General features: G+C 52.1%; 28 protein-coding genes. 21 read left to right on the top strand and 7 right to left on the bottom strand.

Features of this window, described 5'->3' with window-relative positions:
- Positions 1 to 822: 822 nt before the first annotated feature.
- A complete protein-coding gene (locus QSK07_RS21800; RefSeq protein WP_285723220.1) occupies positions 823 to 1,791 on the bottom strand; it encodes an IS110 family RNA-guided transposase in 969 nt (322 codons plus the stop codon).
- A gap of 558 nt (positions 1,792 to 2,349) precedes the next feature.
- Here QSK07_RS21800 and QSK07_RS21805 point away from each other — a divergent pair.
- Entirely contained in the window at positions 2,350 to 2,850 is a 501-nt protein-coding gene (locus QSK07_RS21805; RefSeq protein ID WP_285723229.1) for an antirestriction protein ArdA, read from the top strand.
- Between the two features lie 44 nt (positions 2,851 to 2,894).
- Positions 2,895 to 3,077: a hypothetical protein gene (locus QSK07_RS21810; protein ID WP_285723218.1), complete on the top strand. Its 183-nt coding sequence runs from the start codon at positions 2,895 to 2,897 to the stop codon at positions 3,075 to 3,077.
- A 136-nt stretch (positions 3,078 to 3,213) separates the two neighbouring features.
- Here the strand turns inward: QSK07_RS21810 and QSK07_RS21815 are convergent, their stop codons facing one another.
- Complete coding sequence (locus tag QSK07_RS21815; RefSeq protein ID WP_285723216.1) at positions 3,214 to 3,549, bottom strand: nuclear transport factor 2 family protein; 336 nt, start codon at positions 3,547 to 3,549, stop codon at positions 3,214 to 3,216.
- Positions 3,550 to 4,185: 636 nt separating this feature from the next.
- On the opposite strand from QSK07_RS21815, the gene QSK07_RS21820 reads away from it, so the two are divergent.
- The 18 genes from QSK07_RS21820 to QSK07_RS21905 all read left to right on the top strand — a co-directional run bounded on the left by QSK07_RS21820 (position 4,186) and on the right by QSK07_RS21905 (position 17,807).
- Entirely contained in the window at positions 4,186 to 4,452 is a 267-nt protein-coding gene (locus QSK07_RS21820; RefSeq protein ID WP_285723214.1) for a DUF905 domain-containing protein, read from the top strand.
- A 73-nt stretch (positions 4,453 to 4,525) separates the two neighbouring features.
- The gene (locus QSK07_RS21825; RefSeq protein WP_285723211.1) at positions 4,526 to 6,538 is read left to right on the top strand and encodes a ParB/RepB/Spo0J family partition protein; all 2,013 of its coding nucleotides are present in this window, start codon (positions 4,526 to 4,528) and stop codon (positions 6,536 to 6,538) included.
- Between the two features lie 38 nt (positions 6,539 to 6,576).
- On the top strand, positions 6,577 to 7,014 hold the full coding sequence (psiB, locus tag QSK07_RS21830) for a conjugation system SOS inhibitor PsiB (RefSeq protein WP_285723209.1): 438 nt from the start codon (positions 6,577 to 6,579) through the stop codon (positions 7,012 to 7,014).
- The gene (locus tag QSK07_RS21835) at positions 7,011 to 7,742 is read left to right on the top strand and encodes a plasmid SOS inhibition protein A (protein ID WP_285723207.1); all 732 of its coding nucleotides are present in this window, start codon (positions 7,011 to 7,013) and stop codon (positions 7,740 to 7,742) included. The genes psiB and QSK07_RS21835 overlap by 4 nt, the downstream gene beginning before the upstream one ends.
- A 62-nt stretch (positions 7,743 to 7,804) precedes the next feature.
- On the top strand, positions 7,805 to 7,969 hold the full coding sequence (locus QSK07_RS21840; protein WP_285723205.1) for a hypothetical protein: 165 nt from the start codon (positions 7,805 to 7,807) through the stop codon (positions 7,967 to 7,969).
- A 544-nt stretch (positions 7,970 to 8,513) separates the two neighbouring features.
- Positions 8,514 to 8,921: a hypothetical protein gene (locus tag QSK07_RS21845; RefSeq protein ID WP_352230982.1), complete on the top strand. Its 408-nt coding sequence runs from the start codon at positions 8,514 to 8,516 to the stop codon at positions 8,919 to 8,921.
- Positions 8,922 to 9,010: 89 nt separating this feature from the next.
- Complete coding sequence (locus QSK07_RS21850) at positions 9,011 to 9,157, top strand: hypothetical protein (RefSeq protein ID WP_033774359.1); 147 nt, start codon at positions 9,011 to 9,013, stop codon at positions 9,155 to 9,157.
- Between the two features lie 47 nt (positions 9,158 to 9,204).
- Entirely contained in the window at positions 9,205 to 10,023 is an 819-nt protein-coding gene (locus QSK07_RS21855) for an N-6 DNA methylase (protein ID WP_285723202.1), read from the top strand.
- Positions 10,024 to 10,142: 119 nt separating this feature from the next.
- Positions 10,143 to 10,475: a type II toxin-antitoxin system RelE/ParE family toxin gene (locus tag QSK07_RS21860; RefSeq protein WP_235765248.1), complete on the top strand. Its 333-nt coding sequence runs from the start codon at positions 10,143 to 10,145 to the stop codon at positions 10,473 to 10,475.
- A complete protein-coding gene (locus QSK07_RS21865) occupies positions 10,472 to 10,762 on the top strand; it encodes a helix-turn-helix domain-containing protein (RefSeq protein ID WP_163658887.1) in 291 nt (96 codons plus the stop codon). The genes QSK07_RS21860 and QSK07_RS21865 overlap by 4 nt, the downstream gene beginning before the upstream one ends.
- Positions 10,763 to 11,418: 656 nt before the next feature.
- Positions 11,419 to 12,351, top strand: coding sequence for a hypothetical protein (locus QSK07_RS21870; protein ID WP_285723197.1), 933 nt, complete (start codon positions 11,419 to 11,421; stop codon positions 12,349 to 12,351).
- Between the two features lie 186 nt (positions 12,352 to 12,537).
- Positions 12,538 to 12,858: a hypothetical protein gene (locus QSK07_RS21875; RefSeq protein WP_285723195.1), complete on the top strand. Its 321-nt coding sequence runs from the start codon at positions 12,538 to 12,540 to the stop codon at positions 12,856 to 12,858.
- A gap of 673 nt (positions 12,859 to 13,531) precedes the next feature.
- Positions 13,532 to 13,921: a hypothetical protein gene (locus QSK07_RS21880; protein ID WP_285723193.1), complete on the top strand. Its 390-nt coding sequence runs from the start codon at positions 13,532 to 13,534 to the stop codon at positions 13,919 to 13,921.
- Between the two features lie 103 nt (positions 13,922 to 14,024).
- Entirely contained in the window at positions 14,025 to 14,162 is a 138-nt protein-coding gene (locus tag QSK07_RS21885) for a succinate dehydrogenase flavoprotein subunit (protein ID WP_285723191.1), read from the top strand.
- The gene (locus tag QSK07_RS21890; protein ID WP_285723189.1) at positions 14,159 to 14,728 is read left to right on the top strand and encodes a hypothetical protein; all 570 of its coding nucleotides are present in this window, start codon (positions 14,159 to 14,161) and stop codon (positions 14,726 to 14,728) included. The genes QSK07_RS21885 and QSK07_RS21890 overlap by 4 nt, the downstream gene beginning before the upstream one ends.
- Positions 14,729 to 15,420: 692 nt before the next feature.
- Entirely contained in the window at positions 15,421 to 15,999 is a 579-nt protein-coding gene (locus QSK07_RS21895; protein WP_285723187.1) for a hypothetical protein, read from the top strand.
- A gap of 630 nt (positions 16,000 to 16,629) precedes the next feature.
- On the top strand, positions 16,630 to 16,935 hold the full coding sequence (locus tag QSK07_RS21900; protein ID WP_285723185.1) for a hypothetical protein: 306 nt from the start codon (positions 16,630 to 16,632) through the stop codon (positions 16,933 to 16,935).
- A gap of 50 nt (positions 16,936 to 16,985) precedes the next feature.
- The gene (locus QSK07_RS21905; protein WP_285723183.1) at positions 16,986 to 17,807 is read left to right on the top strand and encodes a DUF932 domain-containing protein; all 822 of its coding nucleotides are present in this window, start codon (positions 16,986 to 16,988) and stop codon (positions 17,805 to 17,807) included.
- A 22-nt stretch (positions 17,808 to 17,829) separates the two neighbouring features.
- Here the strand turns inward: QSK07_RS21905 and QSK07_RS21910 are convergent, their stop codons facing one another.
- Positions 17,830 to 18,363 (bottom strand): lytic transglycosylase domain-containing protein, encoded by a 534-nt coding sequence (locus tag QSK07_RS21910; protein WP_285723181.1) that lies wholly within the window; start codon positions 18,361 to 18,363, stop codon positions 17,830 to 17,832.
- A gap of 823 nt (positions 18,364 to 19,186) precedes the next feature.
- Here QSK07_RS21910 and QSK07_RS21915 point away from each other — a divergent pair.
- A complete protein-coding gene (locus QSK07_RS21915; RefSeq protein ID WP_285723179.1) occupies positions 19,187 to 19,573 on the top strand; it encodes a relaxosome protein TraM in 387 nt (128 codons plus the stop codon).
- Between the two features lie 47 nt (positions 19,574 to 19,620).
- On the opposite strand, the gene QSK07_RS21920 is transcribed toward QSK07_RS21915, so the two are convergent.
- The 4 genes from QSK07_RS21920 to QSK07_RS21935 are packed head-to-tail and all read right to left on the bottom strand — an operon-like array spanning position 19,621 to position 22,551.
- Positions 19,621 to 20,889 (bottom strand): sensor histidine kinase, encoded by a 1,269-nt coding sequence (locus QSK07_RS21920; protein ID WP_285723175.1) that lies wholly within the window; start codon positions 20,887 to 20,889, stop codon positions 19,621 to 19,623.
- Positions 20,886 to 21,338 carry a putative pterin-binding protein gene (locus tag QSK07_RS21925; RefSeq protein WP_285723173.1) on the bottom strand — a complete coding sequence of 151 codons (453 nt, stop codon included), beginning with the start codon at positions 21,336 to 21,338 and terminating at the stop codon, positions 20,886 to 20,888. Before QSK07_RS21925 ends, QSK07_RS21920 begins: the two co-directional genes overlap by 4 nt.
- Positions 21,335 to 21,769 (bottom strand): GNAT family N-acetyltransferase, encoded by a 435-nt coding sequence (locus QSK07_RS21930; RefSeq protein WP_285723171.1) that lies wholly within the window; start codon positions 21,767 to 21,769, stop codon positions 21,335 to 21,337. The genes QSK07_RS21925 and QSK07_RS21930 overlap by 4 nt, the downstream gene beginning before the upstream one ends.
- Positions 21,770 to 21,780: 11 nt before the next feature.
- Positions 21,781 to 22,551 (bottom strand): response regulator, encoded by a 771-nt coding sequence (locus tag QSK07_RS21935; RefSeq protein ID WP_285723169.1) that lies wholly within the window; start codon positions 22,549 to 22,551, stop codon positions 21,781 to 21,783.
- Positions 22,552 to 22,732: the final 181 nt, after the last annotated feature.

The raw sequence follows: 22,732 nt of genomic DNA on the forward strand, positions 1-22,732 counted from the left end.
CGTGCGGGGCGGACGGTGCGGTGCAGCGGCGGATAACGCTGACGGGCGGGCAGCACCGGTACCGGCTGCCGGGGTGTCCGGCGGGGGCCGGGAAGGAGACGCTCAGCGTGACCTACAACTGAGGACCTGCACACCGCCGGCGTAACAGGCAGTTACAAAGGCATTTACAGGCGGGTGAATGACTCCAGTACCTGGATGATGAGGGCTGTTACGATACCCTCCTTTGTGATGATTGCCGGTGCGGCTATCATCACGGGTATGAATGAATTAGCTAGGGCTTAACCAGGCCCTTTTTTAGTATATTGAGTGTTTCCAGAACCCGCCGTACGGCCTCTCAGCACGACCCTGCCTGAACTCTGGAAACACTCTGATGATTCCGGCATGTCTGCATGAACATGCCGTGAGATCGGTTATCCACGGATTAATTTATGCAGATGTCAGAAACGTCCCCCTGATTAAGGATAGCGTTGCACCGACCCATTGAACTCACAGCGAAAAGCGGACCCAGTATTGGGGGTCGATTACATATTAGTAACCTGACCCTCATAGATTTAATTTTTTATGCTGGTAAAGATCCCAATGGTTGCCGTATAAGAGAGCTGGTCATCGTGCTTAAACAAGATATCTGCAGCCGACGTCTGCTTCTGCAAAAGCACACATGCGCACTGAATCCTCTTCTACACGCGAAATGCAGACTACAGGCGCGGCTTAGACACGTACAGTTAATCCTTAATGAGATAGCCGATTGCCTCCGTAATCCTGAACAGGCCGGATCGGATTAAAACATCAGCTCCTGATAAAACGCTTTATTTTTTTATGCAATCACTCGCAGACAGGTTCTCCGATTGTCTGAGGCACATAAACTGCGCCTGAACGTAGCACACCAAAAACAATGTGTATGAGTTTGCGCATTGCCGCACCAACGATAAGCATCCCGGGCTTTCCTGTAAGCCGGAGACGTTGGCCTAATGCCCGGATATCCGGATTATGCTTCAGTGCAACAAGGGCAGGCATGTACATTGCGCTTCGCAGATGTGCATTTCCTGTTTTTGACATTCTTGATCTGCCCCTCACCGAGCTGCCGGACTGATGGTGTCGTGGATTAAGGCCCAGAAAAGCCGCAACCTCCTTCGCTTTGCTGAACTTTTTGTCTGCCATAAAAGATAAAATTACGGCACCTGTAACACTTCCTATGCCCGGTACTGAACTTATCAATGCCTCCTGCATTCTCAGCTCATCATTACTGCTGATATGGTTTTTGATTTCCTGCCGGATCATTTCAATTTCTTCTTTCAGATTAACGGAAATCCTCTGGAGCGAGGCCTGGATGCTGGCATCGGCTTTGTCAGCACGGTTAGATTCCATTCGCAGCATGCCTTTCAGCGCATGCATCCGGCGTACCAGAGCCTGTAAAATCCTGACCGGCTGCGGTACAGGTCGCCACTGCGCCGGAACAGTTGCCCTGCAGAAGCGCGCAATCAGCTTTGAATCACTCTTATCTGTTTTTATACGGGATAGCTCAGCCAGACCGAACCCTTTTATGCGTGAGGGATTTACCACACTGACTTTTATTTTTTCCTCATACAGAAACGTAGCGAGGGCTGTCCCGTAATCACCGGTGGCTTCCATGCATGCGTGGATCTCTGAAAAATTACTTTCACCGGCCCACTTTATAAGTGCCGTAAAGCCCGCCGCTGAATTGACAAATGCCTTACACCGGTAACTGCCGTTGCAAAGCAAAGCTGCATCGAATTTCTTACTGGCAATATCAATTCCGAGATAAACAGTCATGTCATATCCTCATGCGGTCAGTGCTGACCAACCTTGCAAAATTCAGGCTTACCGCGTTGCGGGGCCAAAGATACCCTTCGGTCTGGACTGAGATAAGGACAGAGCGGCATTTATCTTATTTACGGGCCTGATAGCCTGAGGAAGTTGCCGGCCTGCTCTGTCCTGGAAAAATGCACAGACAGACTCAATTTACTCTGCCAGAGACACGATACAAGGATGTTGCTGCGCGCCGCTATATTCCGCCATGCGGCGGGGCAGGGCAGAAAACCCGGTCCGTGCGGTCTGAGGCCAGTGCCGTGACTTCACTTTAGCCCGGCCGCTGCGTGTTAAAGAGACCGCTTCGCTCGCCATCCTCGCCCGTTCGCACTTGCTCCGCCGTGCTTACTCCCGTCGCGCCGCCGCTCAGAAATTCGCGCCAGCGCCGTGCGTAATCCCGTCTCCCGCTCGCTTGCGCTGCGGCCTGCGGTGTCGCTCCTGAACACTCCGCTGTCCGCCGGGCTGTCATTCAGTCACGGCACAGGCCGGAACTGTGATGACTTTGACTGCGGAGGATTTCTTATGACATTTAGCGGACCAGCGGTATACGTCGGGACTTACCATAAATACAACTGCGGCAGCATTTTCGGGAAGTGGTTTGATCTCACTGACTTTGAAGAAAAGAACGAGTTTCACGACGCGTGTCGTGAACTCCACGCGTCTGAAGATGATCCCGAATTCATGTTCCAGGACTGGGAAGGCATTCCGTCTAAATTCGTGTCTGAATCCTTTATCGACTGGGATTTCATTGCGGCCTGGAAGCAGGCGAAAGAAAAGGGCAGGGAAGACGCATTTGTTGCCTGGGCGGATTACTCCGGCGAGTGTGATTTTGACGCATTTGATGATGCGTACAGAGGGACGGCCGAATCTGAAGAAGATTTTGCCTTTGATCATATCGAAGACTGCGGTCTGCTGAGTGACGTGCCGGAGCCGCTGCGCTCTTATTTCGACTATGAGGCCTATGCCCGCGACCTGTTCAGCAGCGGCTATGTACTGCACGACGGCTTTGTATTCAGCAACTGATAGATAATACCGGCAGGGTACGCCCTGCCGAAAAGGAGAACAAATTGAAACTTACACCACAAACCCGCGACATCCTTCGCCAGTACAAAGCCGTGATCAACGAGCGCCGCCGCAGCAGTGGCCAGAGAGAGCTGAGAACCGAAGAGATCGTAGACGAAATCTGCTATTTCATGACCTGTCAGAGTGCTGTTTATCTCGGAAGCCACTTTATCTTGCAGAGGGGTTAAGGGTAAGCCGGCAGCTTCAGGCGGTTGCGGCCGCCTTTTAGCCCGCGAAAACCGTGCCTGCGGCAGCAGAAAAGAATGAGGCGCGCCTGACGGCGCGACTCCCGTCTTTCTGCCTGTAACAACATCGTGGTAAATATCATGGAAAGTAAAACCACGCAGTAGAGATAAGGTCATCAGTAATTTCGAAAACGGCAATGCTTTCAAGAGGAGTGGGTGAAATGCCATGAATGAATTCGTGATCAAACACTTTGTTACCCAGCACCGTTCTTGAAATGAGTTCTGCCCTGAGTTCGGGATTATTGAAGCGATTACTTATGTAAAACTCACGCAGCGCTGATTTTCCGATCGTTGAGGGCGTTTCGGCGGGCATGCGATAGCCTCTGAAATCCTCAGAAAAACAATCAATGAAGGCATTAATATCGCGTTTATTGTAAGCCTCAAACTGAGCGGCGACGGGACGTGTAACTGACATTTTCAGCTTTCCTCTGGTGATTATTTATGCTCTTTATTAGCATTAATATTCAATAATTAAAAGGTTTCTGAAATCCTTTCTTCCGGGCATCGCTGATTGAATTTAAAACGGTCGTTGCGCCGGGCGTCCTGTCGGCTGTCATGCTTCGCACAGAGCCGGCAGGCCGTCTCTGCCCGGCCCCGTTCCGGGGCAGCGGGTTTCCATCCTGACGCAACACCTTCCGCTCACAGCAGCCGTTCCGGCTGCGCCGCTCAGTCACGCCGTAAACGGCGCTCCATGCATCCCGCCACCACACACGGCGGGATGTAAGGGGCAACGTCGTTTCGCGCCCGCGCGTCACGCCGTTGCGGCGGGTTCCTCCTTTCCTCATGGGTTGTTTCGCCCGTCTGAGTCCTTTCGCCGGGGCTGAGACAAGCACAAACCGTCTGGCTGTCCAGGGACGGCTGAAGCCTCTCGCCGGAAAATTTTTTATGTGGCCAAAAATTTTTCTGCTCGCTCCCGGACATCTGCGCCGGCCCGTGCTCGTTGCGCCCTTTGCGGCGAACGGCTCTCAAACGGGTGAAGGTTACAACCAGGGGGGCAAGCAGCAGTTCCCCGCAAAACGTCAAGACCGCGGCCCCGGCAACTCAACGGGTGATGGTTTTAAGGGAAAAAAAACAGGAGATATCAGTGGAACAGCCAGCAGTTGTGCGCTTACCGGATGACACCTATACGCGTGAGCAGGCGACGGCAGTCGCTGCGCAGTACGCCAATGTTGCTATCGAAGACGATCAGGGTACGCACTTTCGCCTGGTCGTGCGTAAGGACGGCGACTTGGTCTGGAGAGCATGGAATTTTGAAGCAAACGCGGGTTACTGGCTGAACCGTTATATCGGTGATTACGGTATTCGCAAAGCGCAGTAAGCAGTTAAAAGGTGCCCTGCGGAGCAGCCACTCTGCAGGGCGAGACAGTCATTAATCTCATGAGGTATCAACGATGTCAGTAGCCAATGTTAAAGCAAAAGCCCCTAAAAAAACCAGCGTTAATAAAGTGAGCGACGCCGAACAGGCGGCGGTCAAAGCGGCGCTTGAAGCCGCGCCGGTTGAATACGCGCCTCTCTCCGTGTTCATCATGTCGCTGCTTAATGCCCGTACCATTCCGTATTCCACTGAAAGCGTTGAGAGCATGGCGGCAACCATCAGGTCGGTCGGCCTGTTGCAGAATCTGGTTGCCCACGAACTGCCGGACGGTGAACTGGCGGTGGCTGCTGGCGGCAAACGCCTTACTGCCCTGAATTTGCTGCTCTCACAACAGTTTCTGACTCCCGATTACCAGGTGCCTTTTAAACGCGTCTCCCCGGAAATGGCCGCGCTGGTTTCCTACATCGAGAATGCTCAGCGCAGTGATATGCATGCGGCAGAACAGATTGCCAGCTTCGGTACCCTGGCTTATCAGGGAAAAACCCCCGAGCAGATTGGTGCCGATCTGGGCTACAGCACCCGTCACGTTCAGCGCATGCTGAAACTCGCAAACCTCGCGCCGTCGCTGCTTAAGCTGCTGGCAGACGATCAGCTGACGGTCGAGCAGTGCCAGACGCTCTGTCTTGAAGACGATCAGGCCCGTCAGGTGCGCGTCTATGAAGAGGTGAAAGCGACGTGGTCTAACCTGCCCGTCGGCATGTTACGAAAACTCATTACTGATAAAGAAATTTCGATCACAGATAAGCGCTTTCTCTTCGTGGGTCGTGAGACGTATGAGGCAGCAGGTGGTGTCGTGCGCGAAGACCTGTTCAGCCAGCAGGAAGGTGAGGGAACGGCTGACGCGGTTCTGCTGGAAACCCTGACCGTGCAGAAGCTGACTGATATGGCTCAGGACATTCAGGAAAGCGAAGGCTGGAAGTGGAGCCTTGGCCAGCTGAGTTCGCTTTATCCGCACCGGGATGCGCTGACGTATCAGTTAACTGACGAGCCGGAACCGGTGTACATCGGCGACGAAGAAAGCCGCATCGATGACCTTTACCAGGTGGCTGATGAATGTGCACAAAGCGCTGACGACGAGGGCTACAGCGCCGCCAGCGATGAAATTGAAATCATCGAAAAAACAGCACTGGTTCGCGCATGGACCCCGGAGACTCGCGCCATGTCGGGCGTGGTGGTCGGGTTCGATAAATACGGTGATCTCTGTGTGCAGCGCGGCGTTGTGCGGATTGCCGATCTGAAGGCTGATGATAGCAACGAAACAGAGCAGGGCGCACAGTCTGCCGCCCCTGAAGTCAGCCCGATTCGGATGGATAAAAGGCCGGATGCGGCTGAGGGTATCAGTCTGCCGCTTCTAACAAAAATGTCGTCTGAGCGCACCCTTGCCGTGCAGGCTGCGCTGATGCAGCAGCAAAAAAAGGCTGTTGCCCTGCTGGTCTGGCAGCTTTGCAATAACGTATTCACCTCCGGCTCACAGTATGGCAACCCGTTCGGCATTCGCGTGACCGTGCCACACCACAGCCTGACCCAGGATGCCCCGTCCGGTGACAAAGGCCCGGGCTTTACGGTTCTTATGCAGGAAAAGACCCGTCTGGAATCCCTGCTGCCGCAGGGATGGGATAAAGACTTCACCACATTCTTCGATCTGAGCGGTGAAACGCTGATGTCACTGATGGCGTTCTGTGTTGCCTGCTCGGTTGACGGGGTACAGACGCGTGAATATCAGCGCACTTCTGACAGCCGCCTGGATTCTCTGGAAAACGCGATTGGCTTCCACATGCGTGACTGGTGGCAACCCACAAAGGCGAACTTCTTCGCTGACCTGAAGCATACACAGATTATTGATTCGCTGACTGAGGCCGGCTTTAAAGGCGCGGCCGCTGACGCGGCGAAAATGAAGAAGGGCGATGCTGCTGAACTGGCAGAAGGGAAAATGCGGGATACCCGCTGGGTGCCAGCCTGGATGAAAGGGCCGGAGCCTGAAAAGTCTGGCAGCGACACTGACAACAACGATTCCGCTCACGCGGCCTGATAAGGAGCGCCGCCCTTCGGGGCGGCATGGAGACAAAGATGAATAATAACAATGCTCTGAATCTGACCGTGCTGACCGAAATGCACCCCTGCGAATTTGAGGAGTGGCGCGAAAGAGGTGAGAACGACCGCCATGTTCTGACCAGCGCCGTCGCGCAGCTGCTGCACGTGCCAGCGGGCTGGACGGTCAACGGGGAGTACCGTGGAGAATTTGGCGGGTTCTTTCCGGTTCAGCTGCGCTACACCCCGCCCGGAGAGGCTTTCAGTCTCTGCGTATGCAGTCCGGGAGACGTGTCCGGGGAGTGGCTTATTGTACTCATATCAGCTGACGGTGATTGCGTGCGCGAAGTGCTCAGACTGACGCCGTTTGACCCGCAGCGTATCAGCGGCCTGATCGCCGCAGCGGCACAGGCATGCCTGCTGGAACACAACGCTGCCGGCATGGCGGAATACCTGGCAGAAGGAGAATACGCATGATCCCGAACAGTCGTTTACTGGTTCCGCTTTCTCCTGCCCGCCGTGCAGCGATGCAGGCCATCGCATTCGTTGAAAACAGGTATGAACGTAACGTGCACTGTGCAGACTACCCGTATGCACACGCTTTTTTTCGCCTTCTCAGGGGCAGCAGGCGGGTGACGCTGAAAGAAATCTGCTTTTTCCGTCCCTCGATGCTTGAGGCCGAATTCAGGGGGAACAGGCAGGTATGGCTGTCAGCGATCGACAGAATGATCGCCAGTGCCGGTGAGGACTGCCCGCATCCGCTGAGCAGTTATGATGTTCACGATCTGTTCCCTGGATGGCGGTTTCAGGGCACAGAGCGGCAGCGGCGAAAAACGGAGCTGCTCAGTGATAAGTATTCCCGCCAGTACAGCCGAGAGAGAGAGGCGAAAATGCGAACTCATCAGGCGATTAAAGGGCAGGCTGAGATTGACCTGGCATTTCATACGCCAGCCAGTGTCAGCAGCTGGATATCACGCTGGTCCTGCTCACAACTGCATCATACCGAGCTGGAGATCATGTTTTATCGGTGGAGTGAGAGATTCCCGTCACTGAAATCCCTGGATCGCTGGGAAATGGCAGGCCAGCCTTTATGGCGACTGGGGGCTGAGGCCGGGTTCCTGTCAGAGGAATCGACTGCGATAACGCAGGCACTGGAACGCTGGATGGTACCAAACAAACTGATGTTCAGGCCGGTGCCGGTATGAGCCGGGGCGATTACGTTAGTGAGCTGAAAACGGCGCGAAGTCAGCGCCGGAAGCTGATAACCATGCAAGAAAAACTCTGCGTGATGTCGGGTGAGTGGGAGGGGCTTTCAGGGGCGCAGGAGACTGAAACAGAACGCCTGACAGAGGCCGTCAGTGAGCAGATCAGGCGGATTGACGATGACATTGCATACTGGCGGAGCGGCGGGAGTAATGAGGACCTGGGCTGACAGACAGCATAGATCTGGAGGTGTTCAGCGTGATCCCGGCAGAGTCTCTGCGGTAGTTTTTAAATAACCGACTGCCGGAACATGGCCCCCTTCGGCTCCCCGGCGTTGCCGGGTCGTCAGTCCTACTGCGCTAAGCGGCAAGCCGCTAAGCTCCGCCGAACCCCTTCGGGTTTCGGACATAGGGCCTGATGGCTGAGGTCAAAGGCTGCAACCGGCTGTCGCCGGTGCTTCAACCGGGTGCGCAGCACCCTTTAATGGCGTCACGCCGTTCCGTCGTGACGACTGTGTTCATGCTCATCCCTGTGCTGTCACCCTTTTCCGGCTGGTACGGAGCGGAGGGCTGGTCGTAGCACCGTCATCCGTTCGCCCGCAAGGGTTCGCTTCGCCGTTCCTCGCCCGTTCGCACTCGCCACAAAGATGGCTCGCTTGCGCTGCGGCCTGCGGTGACGCCCCTGCGTTCGCCCGTCTGCCGTTGCTACTGATGCCCTTCGCCGCTCCATACCAACCGAAACAGGGTTTTAGTAACCATCAGAGGAGAACCAGCATGAACACACAGAACGTCAAAACCGCCGCAACCAAAACCACCGAAACCTGGGCTGAAGGTCAAAACAGTAATTACTACCTGGGAGATCGTTTTGCCAGCGCAGAGGGGTACGCCGAAGAAGCGCGGAATTACTGGCTGAATCGTGAGGCGGCGGCGGTAAAAGCGCCTGCGGAGATCGACGTACACCGCTTTCATGATGCGCTGGGGACACTCTATCCGCTGAACTGGGCATGCAGTGAGAGCGGGAACTGTGAAACGTTCATGTTTGCAGAAATGTACTGCGGCGAGGTAACGGACATTTACGCCCGGATCGGGGTGCGGTACTTCCGCCTGCGTAATTACAACCACATGACTCACGCACAGATCATAACGAGCGTTAAGGAGGCAATTGAACTGAATCAGAAATGAAAAAAGCAGGCATAAGCCTGCTCATTCACCGCCGGAATCACGCTACCAACGAACATTCCGGCGCTGTCAAACTTAACGGAGATAAACCCATGCAATTCGACCCGCAAATCGTGTCACAGGCGAGAGTATTTGTAAATGCGCTTCGCGAAGGAAAAAGCGCCCGCGTTCCTGCGATGAAGCTGAAGAACTGGCCGAAGTTTATGAAACTGGTTCATGCTGGCCTCAGCATGGCGTGATGTGAAAAGCCGCCCCTGATCGGGGCGGCTGTAAAAGGAATAGATTCATGTCACAGATAAGTTTTGCGGAATTTTTTGACCAGGCACAGGACGCGGCACCGGTTGTTCAGCATCCTTTACCCGCGCTGCCGGTAAATCTGCCTGCGGTTTCCGCACCCGCGTTAAGCCTGGCAGCGGCGCGACGACAGTTTATCAGCGTCTTCCATGAGACAGCGTACAACCTGCGCCGCTGGGAGGTGTTCAGCGATTTCATTATCCTGGCGGCCAGTGAACTGGATATCGCCCGGATCAGAGCGCCGGAGAATATTGAACGCTGCCGCAAAATCAGCGAACGCTATAGTGCCGCCGACATGCAAAATATGCATGAACTGTTCGCGCTGATGGTATGTGCGCTTCAGGCTCAGTTTCATGATTTTCTGGGCGCAGTTTTTATGGAGCTGGAGCTGGGCGACGATCGCCAGGGGCAGTATTTTACGCCTTACAATGTGCAGTCAATGATGGCCCGCCTGCTGATGCCAGGCGTGATTGATACCATCCGGCGGGAAGGGATGTTTACGCTGTCAGAGCCGACCTGCGGAGCCGGGGGAATGGTGATCGCTTACGCAGAGTGCCTGATTGAAGCCGGGCTTAATCCTTCCGTTCAGATGTTCGTCAGTTGTATTGATATCGATCCTGTCGCAGCAGACATGGCGTTTATACAGCTTTCTCTTCTGGGCATTGCTGCCGAGGTTGTCACCGGTAACACGCTGACGCTGGAGTTTAACCGGGTACGCTATACACCGGCTTACTATCTCAACGATTTTGAAGAACGCCTTAAAAGCCAGCGCCGGATCAAAGCGATGATGGAATTTATCAGGGCAATGTAAGCCACGGACAAAACAGCAGGGAACAGAAAGGCAGGGAAGCCGGAGCTACGGGGTTGTATAGAGTGCATGAGTAAGACAGAAATTGCACAATATACGGAATTTCGTATAATGAGGGGATGATGCGTAAGAAAATCAGTTTTATTGACAGCAGTCTTGAGGATTTACGGGCTTTCCCGGAAGAGGCCCGCACTGCGTCAGGGTATCAGCTTGACCTGGTTCAGCAGGGACTTGAGCCGGACGACTGGAAGCCATTTGCTACGGTAGGCCAGGGAGCACGTGAAATCCGCATCCGGGGTAATGACGGCATTTTCCGGGTCATGTATGTCGCCAAATTTGAAGAGGCCGTGTATGTGCTGCACTGCTTTCAGAAAAAGACACATAAGACCAGCCAGAGTGACGTGGAACTTGCCCGGAATCGTTATCGCAGACTGGTAGAGGAGCGTAAAAAATGAACATTCAGACTTTTGATAATGTGTGGGACGCGATCAGCGAAACGCCAGAGCAGGCGGAAAATATGAAACTCCGCGCCGAGTTGGTAGGCCGCCTGAATAGCTGGATTAAACGTAATGGCCTGAATCAGGCCACTGCTGCCGCTGCGCTGGGCGTTTCACAGCCAAGAGTGTCCGAGCTGGCAGGAGGCCGGATCAACTGCTTTTCGATTGATAAGCTGGTCAGCATGATGGCGCATGCCGGACTGCACATAACCAGTATTGAGATAAGCGAACCAGAGGCGGCGTAAGCTGCCTTTTTGCCCCGCGCAAACTGCCAGGGCGGTAGCCCCTGCGGGGCAGGATAAATCCGGTGCTGACACACCGGCTATACCCTTTCACCTGACCGCCGTCATCCCCTGTACCTATCTGCCACTGACAGCCTGCCGTTTCTGCTCTGTGGGCTGATTCTGCCACTGCCACTGCCACTGCCTGGACATGGCCACCTTCGGCTCCCCGGCGTTGCCGGGTCGTCAGTCCCACTGCGCTAAGCGGCAAGCCGCTAAGCTCCGCCGAACCCCTTCGGGTTTCGGACATAGGGCCTGATGGCTGAGGTCAACGGCTGCAACCGGCTGCCGCCGGTGCGTTCACTGGCCCCGAAACGGGGCCGCTGAGGGCGTCACGCCGTTCCGCCGTGCCGGAAGTGTTCATGCTCATTTCATTCCGGTGCGGCTGTTCTGTTCCGGTGGTTCCCTGCGGAGGGCTGGTCGTAGCACCGTCATCCGTTCGCCCGCAAGGGTCCGCTTCGCCGTTCCTCACCCGTTCGCACTCGCCATAAAGACGGCTCGCTTGCGCTGCGGCCTCCGGTGACGCCCCCGCGTTCGCCCGTCTGCCGTTACTCCTTTGCCCTTCGCCGCGATGAACTCACCGAAACATGGTTAACAGCAACCGATAAAGGAGAACCAGCATGAACACCCACAACATCAAAACCGCCGCTTCTGAATCTACCGAAACATGGGTAAAACAAAACTTCGATGTGCATCTGGCTGCGCGCACTAATCGCCGGTTCAGCCTGGCGGAGCTGGAAGGCAACCTGATGAAGCACCTGGCCATGGTGAAACTGGGTGTTGATACAGAAGACCTTTTCGATGATCTGCAGCTGGCAGCTTCCTGCATCAGCACGATGATCAACAGGGGTGACATCGTTACACCGTCCGGGTATGAGCTTGCGTCGTCCGTACGGTCGCTGGCTATAGAGCTGTATCCTCAAATGTGGGAAGCCGTGGATGGCCCCGAACTGCCTGAACTGGTATGTCTGCAGGCGGATGCTCCCGGATGCCGTGAGGCTGAGCGTCAGTCGTATATTGAGAGCGCCCGTCCCTTTGGCGTCACCGTATACGGTTCCATGGAGTTCCACGAAGATGATCGAAATCTCGGCACGTACTGGCGAGACGAGGCAGTTTGCCTGGGTCGTGCTGATTCCGTCACGGAGGCAATGGAGTTGCTGGTTCAGGCTGAGCTGAACGATGAGTGGCACCTGAGCGACTACGATGCACTGAGCTTTCAACCGCAGGTCGTCAGGATCACTGATCGGGCGCATCGCGTTGTGCTGCGCGGCAATGCCAGCAAGCTGGAATGGACAGTACCGGAAACCGATCCAGCGGTACTTGAACGCATTGCTGCACAGAAAGCGTCACTAATGAGCCAGGCTGCATACGAAGCAGGCTGGGATAACTATGAAACTGCCCGCAGGTTACGCCGCGAGGCCGACCTGCTCGACCTGTACACTGTTCATGCCGTATGGCTGAACGATCCGGAAGTGGCTAAAGCCCTGAGAGAGTACCGGCATCCGTCAAAACGCCTTGATGAAACAGAACTCCTGGAAAATCTGGAGTTTTAAACCGTCGCATCACAGGAACTGCCTGAAATGCACTGAGCATCAGGCAGCCTGACCCCATATCTGCGCTATCGATGTTTTCGGCGGTTATCTTAACCGGCAGGCAGTATGCATACGCATAATGCGTATCTTACCGGACAGGACTGGATGCTCCCGGACCTGCTGGCACGAACGTAACTGGAGTTCCCCATGATAAATAACACTGCACCTGGTGTAAGACTGCCAGCGGCCTTTTCAGATCCTGAATTACTGAAAATCGCTGACATTGATTGGCTGGTCAGTATGACGCTGCAGCAGGATGGTTACGATGGTACCGCCCTTGCGTCCGCTGCTGCGGCCATTAACAAGTTCGCCAGCTACACAGGGCTGGATAGTGAAAATGACCTGGCTGTAACAGCGATGACCGATTTGCTCGCCAACCTCATGCACCTGTGTAGCGCGATTGATCTGCCGTTCCGCGAGCTGCTGAGTCGCGCCGGTGAACATTTCGAATATGAAACAGGCAGCTGAATCCGTGCCGTACAGGGCGCACATCCTGCAGGCCTTTCAGGCCAGGCAAAACCCGGTGCTGACGCACCGGCTCTCCCCCTCCGCGTTCTCTGTAGTCTGCCAGTAATGCCGGATGCCTCATTGCTGTCCGGATGGCGTTGCCGGTTATGCAAGCTCAGGTGCAATTGCTGCCTTTACTGACTACACATCAACGTCAGGGGCCTGGACATGGCCACCTTCGGCTCCCCGGCGTTGCCGGGTCGTCAGTCCCACTCCGCTAAGCGGCAAGCCGCTAAGCTCCGCCGAACCCCTTCGGGTTTCGGACATAGGGCCTGATGGCTGAGGTCAACGGATGCAACCGGCTGTCGCCGGTGCGTTCACTGGCCCCGAAAACGGGGCCGCTGAGGCCGCCACGACGTTCCGTCGCGTCGGGTGTGTTCGTGCTCATTTCATCCCCGGTGCTTCATGTTCCGGATGGTTCCCCGCGGAGGGCTGGTCGTAGCACCGTCATCCGTTCGCCCGCAAGGGTCCGCTTCGCCGTTCCTCGCCCGTTCGCACTCGCCATAAGGATGGCTCGCTTGCGCTGCGGCCTCCGGTGACGCCCCCGCGTTCGCCCGTCTGCCGTTGCTCCTTTGCCCTTTGCCGCGATGAACTCACCGAAACATGGATAAACCACCCGAACAGGAGAATCAGCATGAACACACAAAACGTCAACACCGCCGCTTCAGAATCTTCCAAAACAGGGGTTAACGGACAGGAAAATTACGGCCTTGCTCCAGCTCTGGCTCAGAGCCTGGATTACCTCAGATCATTGAAGTCAGAGAGCATGACCGAGAGTGAACGTTTTGAACTTCTCACAGGCACACTGATGAATATGGCTAAAGAAGTTTGTGACACTGTTACTGACTGGTCGCGCCCGCGCCCGATGATCCCGCTGGCGTCATTTAAAGCGTGGATTGAGGCGGCACACATTGCGCACGGCTATCCAGACGGGTTGGGCGATGCAGCATGGGGATATGCAAGCAGTGAACTGGCTTTGATTCTCAAAGCCGGATACGCCATGCATAAAGCGGATATTGCCTGATGAGCAAACAGCAGATGTAAAAAAAGCAGAGTTGCCTCTGCTTTCTTCACCGCCGGTATTTACGAGATACCGGCAACATCAAAACCAGAATCTGGAGAGATATATGATTTTTGACATGCAAATCGTCGCACATGCCATCGCGATTGTAAACGCCATGCGCAGCGGCCAGCTGGCACATTTAACGGCAATGCTTTTTTCACAGTGGATGCAGGTAGCGCGTCAGGTGGAGAAGCAGTCATGAGCAAAATTGTCGAGCAACCACATTTCACAGCATTCACCAGCCCGGTTCAGCAGGATGATATCACCAGAGTGATGGGTAAATACTGTCTGATCCGCCTGGATAATGGTGCAGAGTCCTTCTGGCACAATGGCCATTATGTCTGCGAGGCAAACGGCGCATATGGTGAAACGGGTGTGTCAGATATTGCCAGGCTGACCGCACGGGCGGGTGGTCATTCGTTACGGTGCATCGAGCTGCCGGTGCCTGATGGCGAGTGGTGCTGGGGTGATGTAGCGGAAAACCTCGCCCGGAGTGCCCTGAGTGAAACGATACGGGCCTCCTGCATCGTGACGGGCTGCGTAACAGCGCAGGGCAGGGGGGTTCACTTCTGCAATCATCCGCTGCTGAGCGGTGACAACTCGAATCTCTGGTTTCCGATTGGCAATAAGGAAGACTGGTTTGCAGCCGTGGAGCGGATTCTGATCATGAACGGTTTAGCCGAGAATCTCACCAGTCTTACACCGCTTCGCGACGGACCAGAGTACATGGACTGGAAAGCGACTTATAACAGGAAGGTCATAATTTAGGGAGCTAAGGCCGGTTCCAACCGGCCATTCTGGCCATGAGCGGGGTGCAGAACCGCGAAAAAAGCCTGCAGACCTTTCAGGCCAGGCAAAACCCGGTGCTGACGCACCGGCTCTCCCCCTCCGCGTTCTCTGTAGTCTGCCAGTGATGCCGGGTGTCTCATTGCTGTCCGGATGGCGTTGCCGGTTGTGCCGGTTATTCTGCGATTGCTGCCTTTACTGACTACACATCAACGTCAGGGGCCGGGACATGGCCACCTTCGGCTCCCCGGCTTTGCCGGGTCGTCAGTCCTACTGCGCTAACCGGCTTTGCCGGTAAGCTCCGCCGAACCCCTTCGGGTTTCGGACATAGGGCCTGATGGCTGAGGTCAAAAGCTGCAACCGGCTGTCGCCGGTGCGTTCACTGGCCCCGAAAACGGGGCCGCTAAAGACCGGACCGGCAAAGGGCCGCCGTCCGGGGCTGTGCCCTGTTCATCTTCCGCGCTCTGCTTCGTTTCCTGAATCCCTTCGCCGTGCAGAAATCTGGCTCCCGGGCGTCTTCGCGCAAGGGTCGCAAGCTAAACGGCTGCACCCGGTCCCTGCGGGCTGCGGCTTAGCCGTTTCCCTCTGCGCTCAGCCTGCTCCCCGCGCGCCCATTCTGCCCTCACGGCGAGGAACTCAGAGAAACATCGAATAAACCACACGGGAGACACAACATGTCACTGCTCAACGTCAACACAACGGCTTCAGAATCTAAAGAATCATCGTCTTTAACGGCAAAACCATCAGAAGAAATCAGCTATGAAGCTATCCGCCGTGCCTTGCGTCGCAGCCTTTTTTACAGGGATCATCCGCAGTTCAATGTGAACACTGCTGCATTGCGTAGCGATTTCGGCATGAATCTGGAGTACCTGACAGCGGCAACCTTTACGCGCGAAGAAGCAGAATTTAATACGGGAAAATTTCGCTCAGGAATCGAGATGCTGCTGATTAACGCGCACGAGAAACTGCTGATCACGGTTTATGTATACGGTCCAGTGGCAGGCTCTGCAGCGGAAACCTATGAAACCCGAATCGTTCATTCAGCAAATCCAATCGGTGAAGAAGAGTACGTGGAAAACACTGAATACCAGACAACTAATGTCTATAAAGCAGAAGGTGAGCTGAATGACGCAGCTCGTGACCTGTTCTGGGCTGAGCATGGAGGGCTGAGCAGATATGCGCAGCAGAACCTGCCTCTGGCTGACGAATACAGCCCATTCTGCCACTGGCAGTTTTCGCGTCTGAAAGGATAGATACTGACTCCCCTGCAGTACCTGCAGGGGAAATCGGGTGCTGTTACACCCGGTATGGCCCTTCATCTGCGCTTTCCCAACGTGGGCGACTGTCCCGCTGTCTTGCGTTCCGACACAGAGCTGCTGTAAGCAGCCTTACTTCCTGCAGCTGTTGCACTTAGCTGCTATCAACGTCATTAACACCCTGATCATCTCTTCTGAAGTAACGGAATGCCCTGTATCGCCTGGTAAAGAGCTGGCACACCGGGCGTCCGGGCGGCTGTCATGCTTCGCACAGAGCCGGCAAGCCGTCTCTGCCCGGGCCCGTTCCGGGCCAGCGGGTTTCCATCCTGACGCAACCCCTGCAACCGGCTGGCGCCGGTGCGTTCACTGGCCACGAAAGGCCGTGGCCGCTGACGACCCGACCGGCTGAGCCGTCCGGGGTGTGTTCGTGTCCGTTATCGGGCGCGGCGGGACAGTTCCGGTCAGTCCAGGCGCGGAGGGCTTGTCGTAGCACCGTCATTTGTCAGGTGCAAGGGTGAAATGCACGCCTGCGGCGCCCTTGCACCTGCCGCCTGCCGTTGCTCCTTTGCCCTTTGCCGCGACTGGATCGACCGAAACAAGACAACCCACCTGAGCAGGAGAAACGCCATGAACACACAGAACGTCAACGTCAACACCGCCACGCCAGAATCTCCCAAAACATGCGCAGAAAAGCAGGGCGAGACGCTCAGTGCGGCGCAGTTTCGCGATCTGTATGAGCACATGCACAGGCATGCGGTGTTCACCGGAATCAGCGGAGTTAATGGCGCACAGCTGGCTGACCTCGATGCACTTGAGGAGCCAACAGAAGAACCTGAAGCAGCGGTTATATATCTGCATAAAGGCTGGCCGCTGGCGCTGTATGAGTACGACACCGGTTATCTGATATTCCGCGAAGCGCTCGCTGCTTTATAAACTGGCCTTTATTTCACTAATGACACAGAATCCCTGAGAGGTAATTAATTATGGTCCGTTTGGCTTCCCGCTATGCCGCCCAGACAGCTCTCCGTAAAAACAGCCCGCTGAGCAATGACGAGCTGATGCGAATTGTTCCAAGCGCATTTTCAGCAGAAAAGCATGACTCACGTTCTGAGCGCTACACTTATATTCCGACCATTACGCTGCTGGATAAATTACGTGAAGAAGGGTTCGAACCTTTTTATGCCAGCCAGTCACGCGTACGTGATCCGGCGCGCCGGGAATTTACTAAGCATATGATCCGCCTGCGGCGGGGAAATAAAAATGGCGGCGAAGAGGTGCCGGAAATTGTATTACTGAACAGTCATGATGGCTCCAGCAGTTACAAAATGATCCCGGGAATTTTTCGGCAGGTCTGCACGAATGGCCTGGTGTGCTGGAAATCGTTTGGTGAAATCAGCGTGCCACACAAGGGGGATATTGTATCGCAGGTTATTGAAGGCGCTTATGAGGTGCTGGGCGTATTCGATAAGGTGGAAAATAATATCAGCATGATGAAATCCATTCAGGTTAACAGTGAAGAACGCCGCCTGCTGGGCCAGCTGGCGCTGGAATATAAATATGACGGCAAAGAGCCGCCGGTGTCAGCTGAGCGTATTATTAAGCCGCGTGCCTGGTATGACAAAGGCACCGACCTGTGGACCGCGTTTAATATCGTGCAGGAGAACCTGATTAAGGGGGGGGTGCCCGGCAGAACGGCAAAGGGAAAAAGAACTACGACACGACCGGTAACGGGCATCGACGGCGATATAAAGCTGAATCAGGCGCTGTGGAAGATGGCGGAGGAGTTCGCAAAACTCAAATCATGAAAATAACCCCGGCATGCCGGGGTTATTTTTTGTCAGGCATTACGTCCGCAGCTAAGAAATTTTCAGGCGCGGGCGTTTTTTTATTCTGCTTCGCCATTGCGGTGTAAACCTCATCCCGTGCAATGAGCACGCGGTAAATACTCTTGATGATTGCAGCATATTCACGACGCTGTTTGATCAGCTTCGGACTCGGGCCGGTGTTGTACATCCCGACGCTGTCCCAGTTTCTGCCATACTGTCTGAAATTTCGCGCCTCGATCCACGCACCGGTATAAATGCAGATGCACGGATCTTTCAGCAGCCTTTCCCGCGTAATATCAAACTTTGTCAGCTGATTAAAGTGAGAGCTGTTTATCTGCATATTGCAGACATCATGCGTGCCGCCGCTGCTTTTCGTATTCAGCGCATTATTACGCATGCGTGATTCCTGAATGGAATGCGCCATCAGGAGACGCGGGTCAATACCGAAATCCTGCCCGGCTTTTGTGAAACACATTTCCGGCGCAGCCTGCGCGCTGAATACAGCGGCAAGCGCGAGAGCAGCAAATATTTTCATTCTGATAATCTCACGTACGTGCGCGTAAAGCGCCAGGCGGGTTCGTGTGGAAAATACCCGCTCAGATCATTGCTTGCAAGATAATTCGTTACAGACGCGCACGTTGCGCTGACCGGCTGGTGACGAACCTTGTCAGGGATATAAAGAATTCAGCAGGATAGCTTTATTTATCAAGCCGCTCTCCGGGGGTAAGAATTCATCACACCCCACGCAAGATGAAATCTTGCAGTTTAGTTGTTTTAAAACATGCGCTTAGGTTTAATTTTTAGATTTTTTTTAAATGTGTGATCGATATTGTGTGTTAATTAACACACATTACAGTGCCTGATTGTGTGTTAATACGGTGCTGAATTGTGTGTTATTACAGTGCCGGATTGTGTGTCAATCCGGCACTGTAAACGGCACTGTAATGTGTGCTGATTGTGGCTACATAATAAAATCATTTGGTTATGAATGGTTTGTTAGTGCACAGTACCGAATTAACACACATAGAAAAGGCCTGTAGTGCCGGATTGACACACATCAAAAGACACTACAGTGCCGGATTAACACACACACTTATCAACCTTAATGTGTGATTTTCGTATAAAAAGTGTGCATAAAACCGGATCAACACACACTGAACGCAGGTGCAGTGCCGGATTAGCACACCACCCGGATTAAATGAACAGTGCCGGATTGACACACACGGAAATCGCAGTGAATAATATAGGAATGACGAAATTATCCGAATGTGGCGTTAAGGCTGGCGCCGTGATGAAGATAATTGCAAATAAATCAAAAGGCAGTGATAAATAAACGCTGCCTCACAGGAAATACAGAAATGGCGCGCAGAAATATTTACTTCAAAGAAAAAACCGAAAGAGAAGTCCAGGAGCTGGTTCAGTTAGAGCTGCAAAACGGTGCAACACACGGTGAGGTTAACTTCTCCTCTGTGGTCAATGAACTGGTGGGTATCGGTCTGATGGTCAAGAAACATCAGGGTGAAGGTAATAAGTTTGATATGGAAGGATTTAACCGTGATTTGATACGTCGGGTAGCAGGAACGCGGGAAGGGACAAGTATTATGATGGCCATGATGACAGAAATGTATCTTCACATTCGAGGTGACTCAAGTCCTCAGTCACTTGAGGAACTTATTGATACTCATCTCACTGGTATGAGTACTGCTGAAGATAGGGCCGAAAATAAACACTTTGTTGTTGATTAATGCAGAAGTCCGGAAATCCGGACTTAATTTTAGAAATTTTATAAACTTCAATTAACGATATTGATAGGGATTCTGACCATAAATGTAGAACCTTCATTAATCTTCGAGCGCGCACTGATACTACCCTTCATAGTTTTTAGATAACTTTTAACAATTGACAGTCCCAGACCCAGTCCTTGCCGCGTTTCATTCTCTACGCCCTGGTTGAAAGGCTGAAAAAGCAGGTTGAGCTTCTTAGTATCAAAACCACAACCTGTGTCACTGACTCTTAAAAATAAGTGAGACTTAACTGCTCTAAGCCGTACTTTAATCATTCCGGAATGGGTGTTTTTATTTGCATTGTCAATGATGTTATGAATAATGGATATGATTTTTTGTTTGTCAGCATTAATAAGAATGTTTTGCGGATATACGCTACACTCTATCTTATTAGCATTGCTTTCATTGTAGAGAGACAGGCCTGCATTCAGTGCGTCTTCAGTGTAAAAACTAAGATTATTAACCCCAACGTTACCGATCTCTATTTTAGAAAACTCAAGTATTTCTTTTGTCTGCTGATAAAGTTTAATTGAATGGTAAGTGATTTTAGCAAGATATTTTTCTGAATTTAAAACATCCCCCCTCACATCTATCATATCAGAAGATAGCTGGATCTTCTGAATTGAGCCAGATAATTCATGATATATGGCGGAAATGAAAATGTTTTTTCCTCTAATCGCAGAGTTTAGCTTTACGATATGAACCCAAAGTAAAATAATTAGAGTAAACAAAAGAAAAATACAAAAAAGTGCAGCAAGTTCTGTGTATGAGGAGTTATCCAGTATCAATGACTTTATAGTGTTGAAGTTTCTTATCTGGATTTTATAAATGATTTCCTGCAAGTTAATAAGCGTAGGCTGCATCTTATTCATTTGCTCTAAGAGTACATCCTTCCTTTGGGTGGGCGGTGTGGATTCATTAAGCCTGCTTAGTTCAGTGCTTTGCTCTTCAAGCAGGTTTAGTGCACTTAGGAAATCTGGCTCATAATAAAATGAGTTTATCCGTAATGACTTGTTTTTGAGGATTCTGACTTTCGAGTCAAAAACAGATTTTTTGGTTTCGAAGTTGTCAGGGTTTTCTGTCTGATAAACTGATGTCCGGGTTCTTTCAAAAGCCAGAAAGAGGATCTCAGCTGTGGAATAGTTATCAAGGTTTGGCTCAATACTTTTATACTGATTTTTTATTTCGTTGAATTTCTGAACAGTAAAAAAAACTGAACCTGAAAAAAAAAGAGTCAGTAATAAGCCAAGTACGACGGGAACAACCCTGCGTTTCATTTAATGGCCTCAATCCGGTTTATCTGCCAGACAGTTTTGGCATTCACTTCCAGTTTGTTCAGTTCTGGATGCTCATCTCTGGGGTAGATTACTGCAAAGGGTCCAAGGTCAGAAACCGGGATCGCTTTACCATTTTTCAGGTATGCCAGGATAACGTGATATTTTAAAAGCTCTCCCACTGGCAGGGTGTAGCTGTAGTCATCGAGGGCGTAGACCCTCAGAGATGATGCTTTAATCGAATACTTAGAGAGCAGTTCTGTGAAGGTCACGCCCTCAAAAGTAGCTTTTGGCGTGAAATTCGTGGCTGTCGTTATTGAAGTGACTGGTAGCTTGACCAAATCCTCAGTAGCGACGTGAATCTCTTTACTGCCGTCTGTCAGAACAAAGGAGTCAGCATACGCTGCTTTAGCCGAGATCAGAGAAAACAGAAGCGCTGTAAGTAATTTCATTTGGTCTTTTTCCTTTTCTTCATAATCAACTGTCCATATTCATCGTGACCGCAACTGTGCCAGCCTCTCGCTTGATAGAAACGAGCAGCAGATGAGTGCTCATCAGTGGTCAGTTCAATCTCAGTGTCTCCCAGTTCAAAAAACCACTCAGTGATTTTTTCCAGTATTGCTCCCCCAACTCCCCGCCCCTGGTACTCTGGCCGTACAAACAGACCACCTATCAATGCATGGGGTATGTGAATGCCGAGGCCATAACCTACATAGCCATCGTCAGTTTTGCAGATCCATCCGCCACCCTGTGCGATGTCAGCCAGAATTACTTCTCTCTGCAGATACTCAATCTGATGCGCATGGACAAGGTTTTCAGTGACAGAAAACCTTATGTCGTACATTTCCTTTATATGTTCAGACGTTAATTTAAATAATTCCATTTCAGTACCATTTAAAAGAAGAGGTTTGCCAGCAGTATTGAGGAAAGTATAAAAACACGAGTTGGCTTTTCAACCAGTTCAACTCCGTATTCCATGATGGTTTCTCCTATCTCTCGCTCATGCTGATTCAATTGTCCTGTAAGCAGGATTATCGGCACTGTCTCGCTTTTAGAGCGGATCTTCTTGATGACTGCCTCAGAGTTTTCGTCGTAGTCCAGTAACCAGTCAATAACATATCCATCATAATCTTCCCTGTCGACAGCCTGCATCATTTCTTGTGCGGTCTCGTAAACCGACGCATCTATACCGTACCTGTTAGATACTGATTTTAATAATTCGAGTAATTCTTTATCATTATCTAGTATTGCCAGTTTCGGCGCAGGTAAAAAATCCATTCTTAATACCCGTTTCATGTCTTTATTGAATTTCACACCCGTTGGGTTTACTACATAATAATTTTTATGAAAATGTGCATAGTTAATGCCCGGCTCTTTTATTTCAACTTTTTCATCACTGACAATAATATTGCATCTTACATGCATATCATTAACAATGAATATCCCGTTATATGGTTTTGCTTCTTCAAGTGACTCGTGGAAATAATCATAAACCAATTTTAGCTCGCTATAAAAAACCCCTCTTTTACCATCAAGTTTTTGTTTTGCGCTCTGATATTTAATGCCGAGGATATCAGCCATTGTTGATGCCTGTTTCCTCTTATCTATTCCTTTTCTCTCAAAAATTTCTAGTACCCTTTTGAGATTTTTATTAGATGTGTCCAAAGTCTACTCCCGCCCATCGGTTACGTTTTATTCAGCTAACGCCATGACTCAAGAATTTGGGTTAAACAAAAGATGATACACGAATGAGTATCTTTTGAAGGGTTTTTTGATTCGGTAAGGTTCTGTTTATAAAGGGTTTTTTCAATAAACTCAGTTTCTATATAGGAAAATACTCAAAAAC

The organism is Pantoea sp. QMID4 (assembly GCF_030270445.1).
Lineage (GTDB): Bacteria > Pseudomonadota > Gammaproteobacteria > Enterobacterales > Enterobacteriaceae > Pantoea > Pantoea vagans.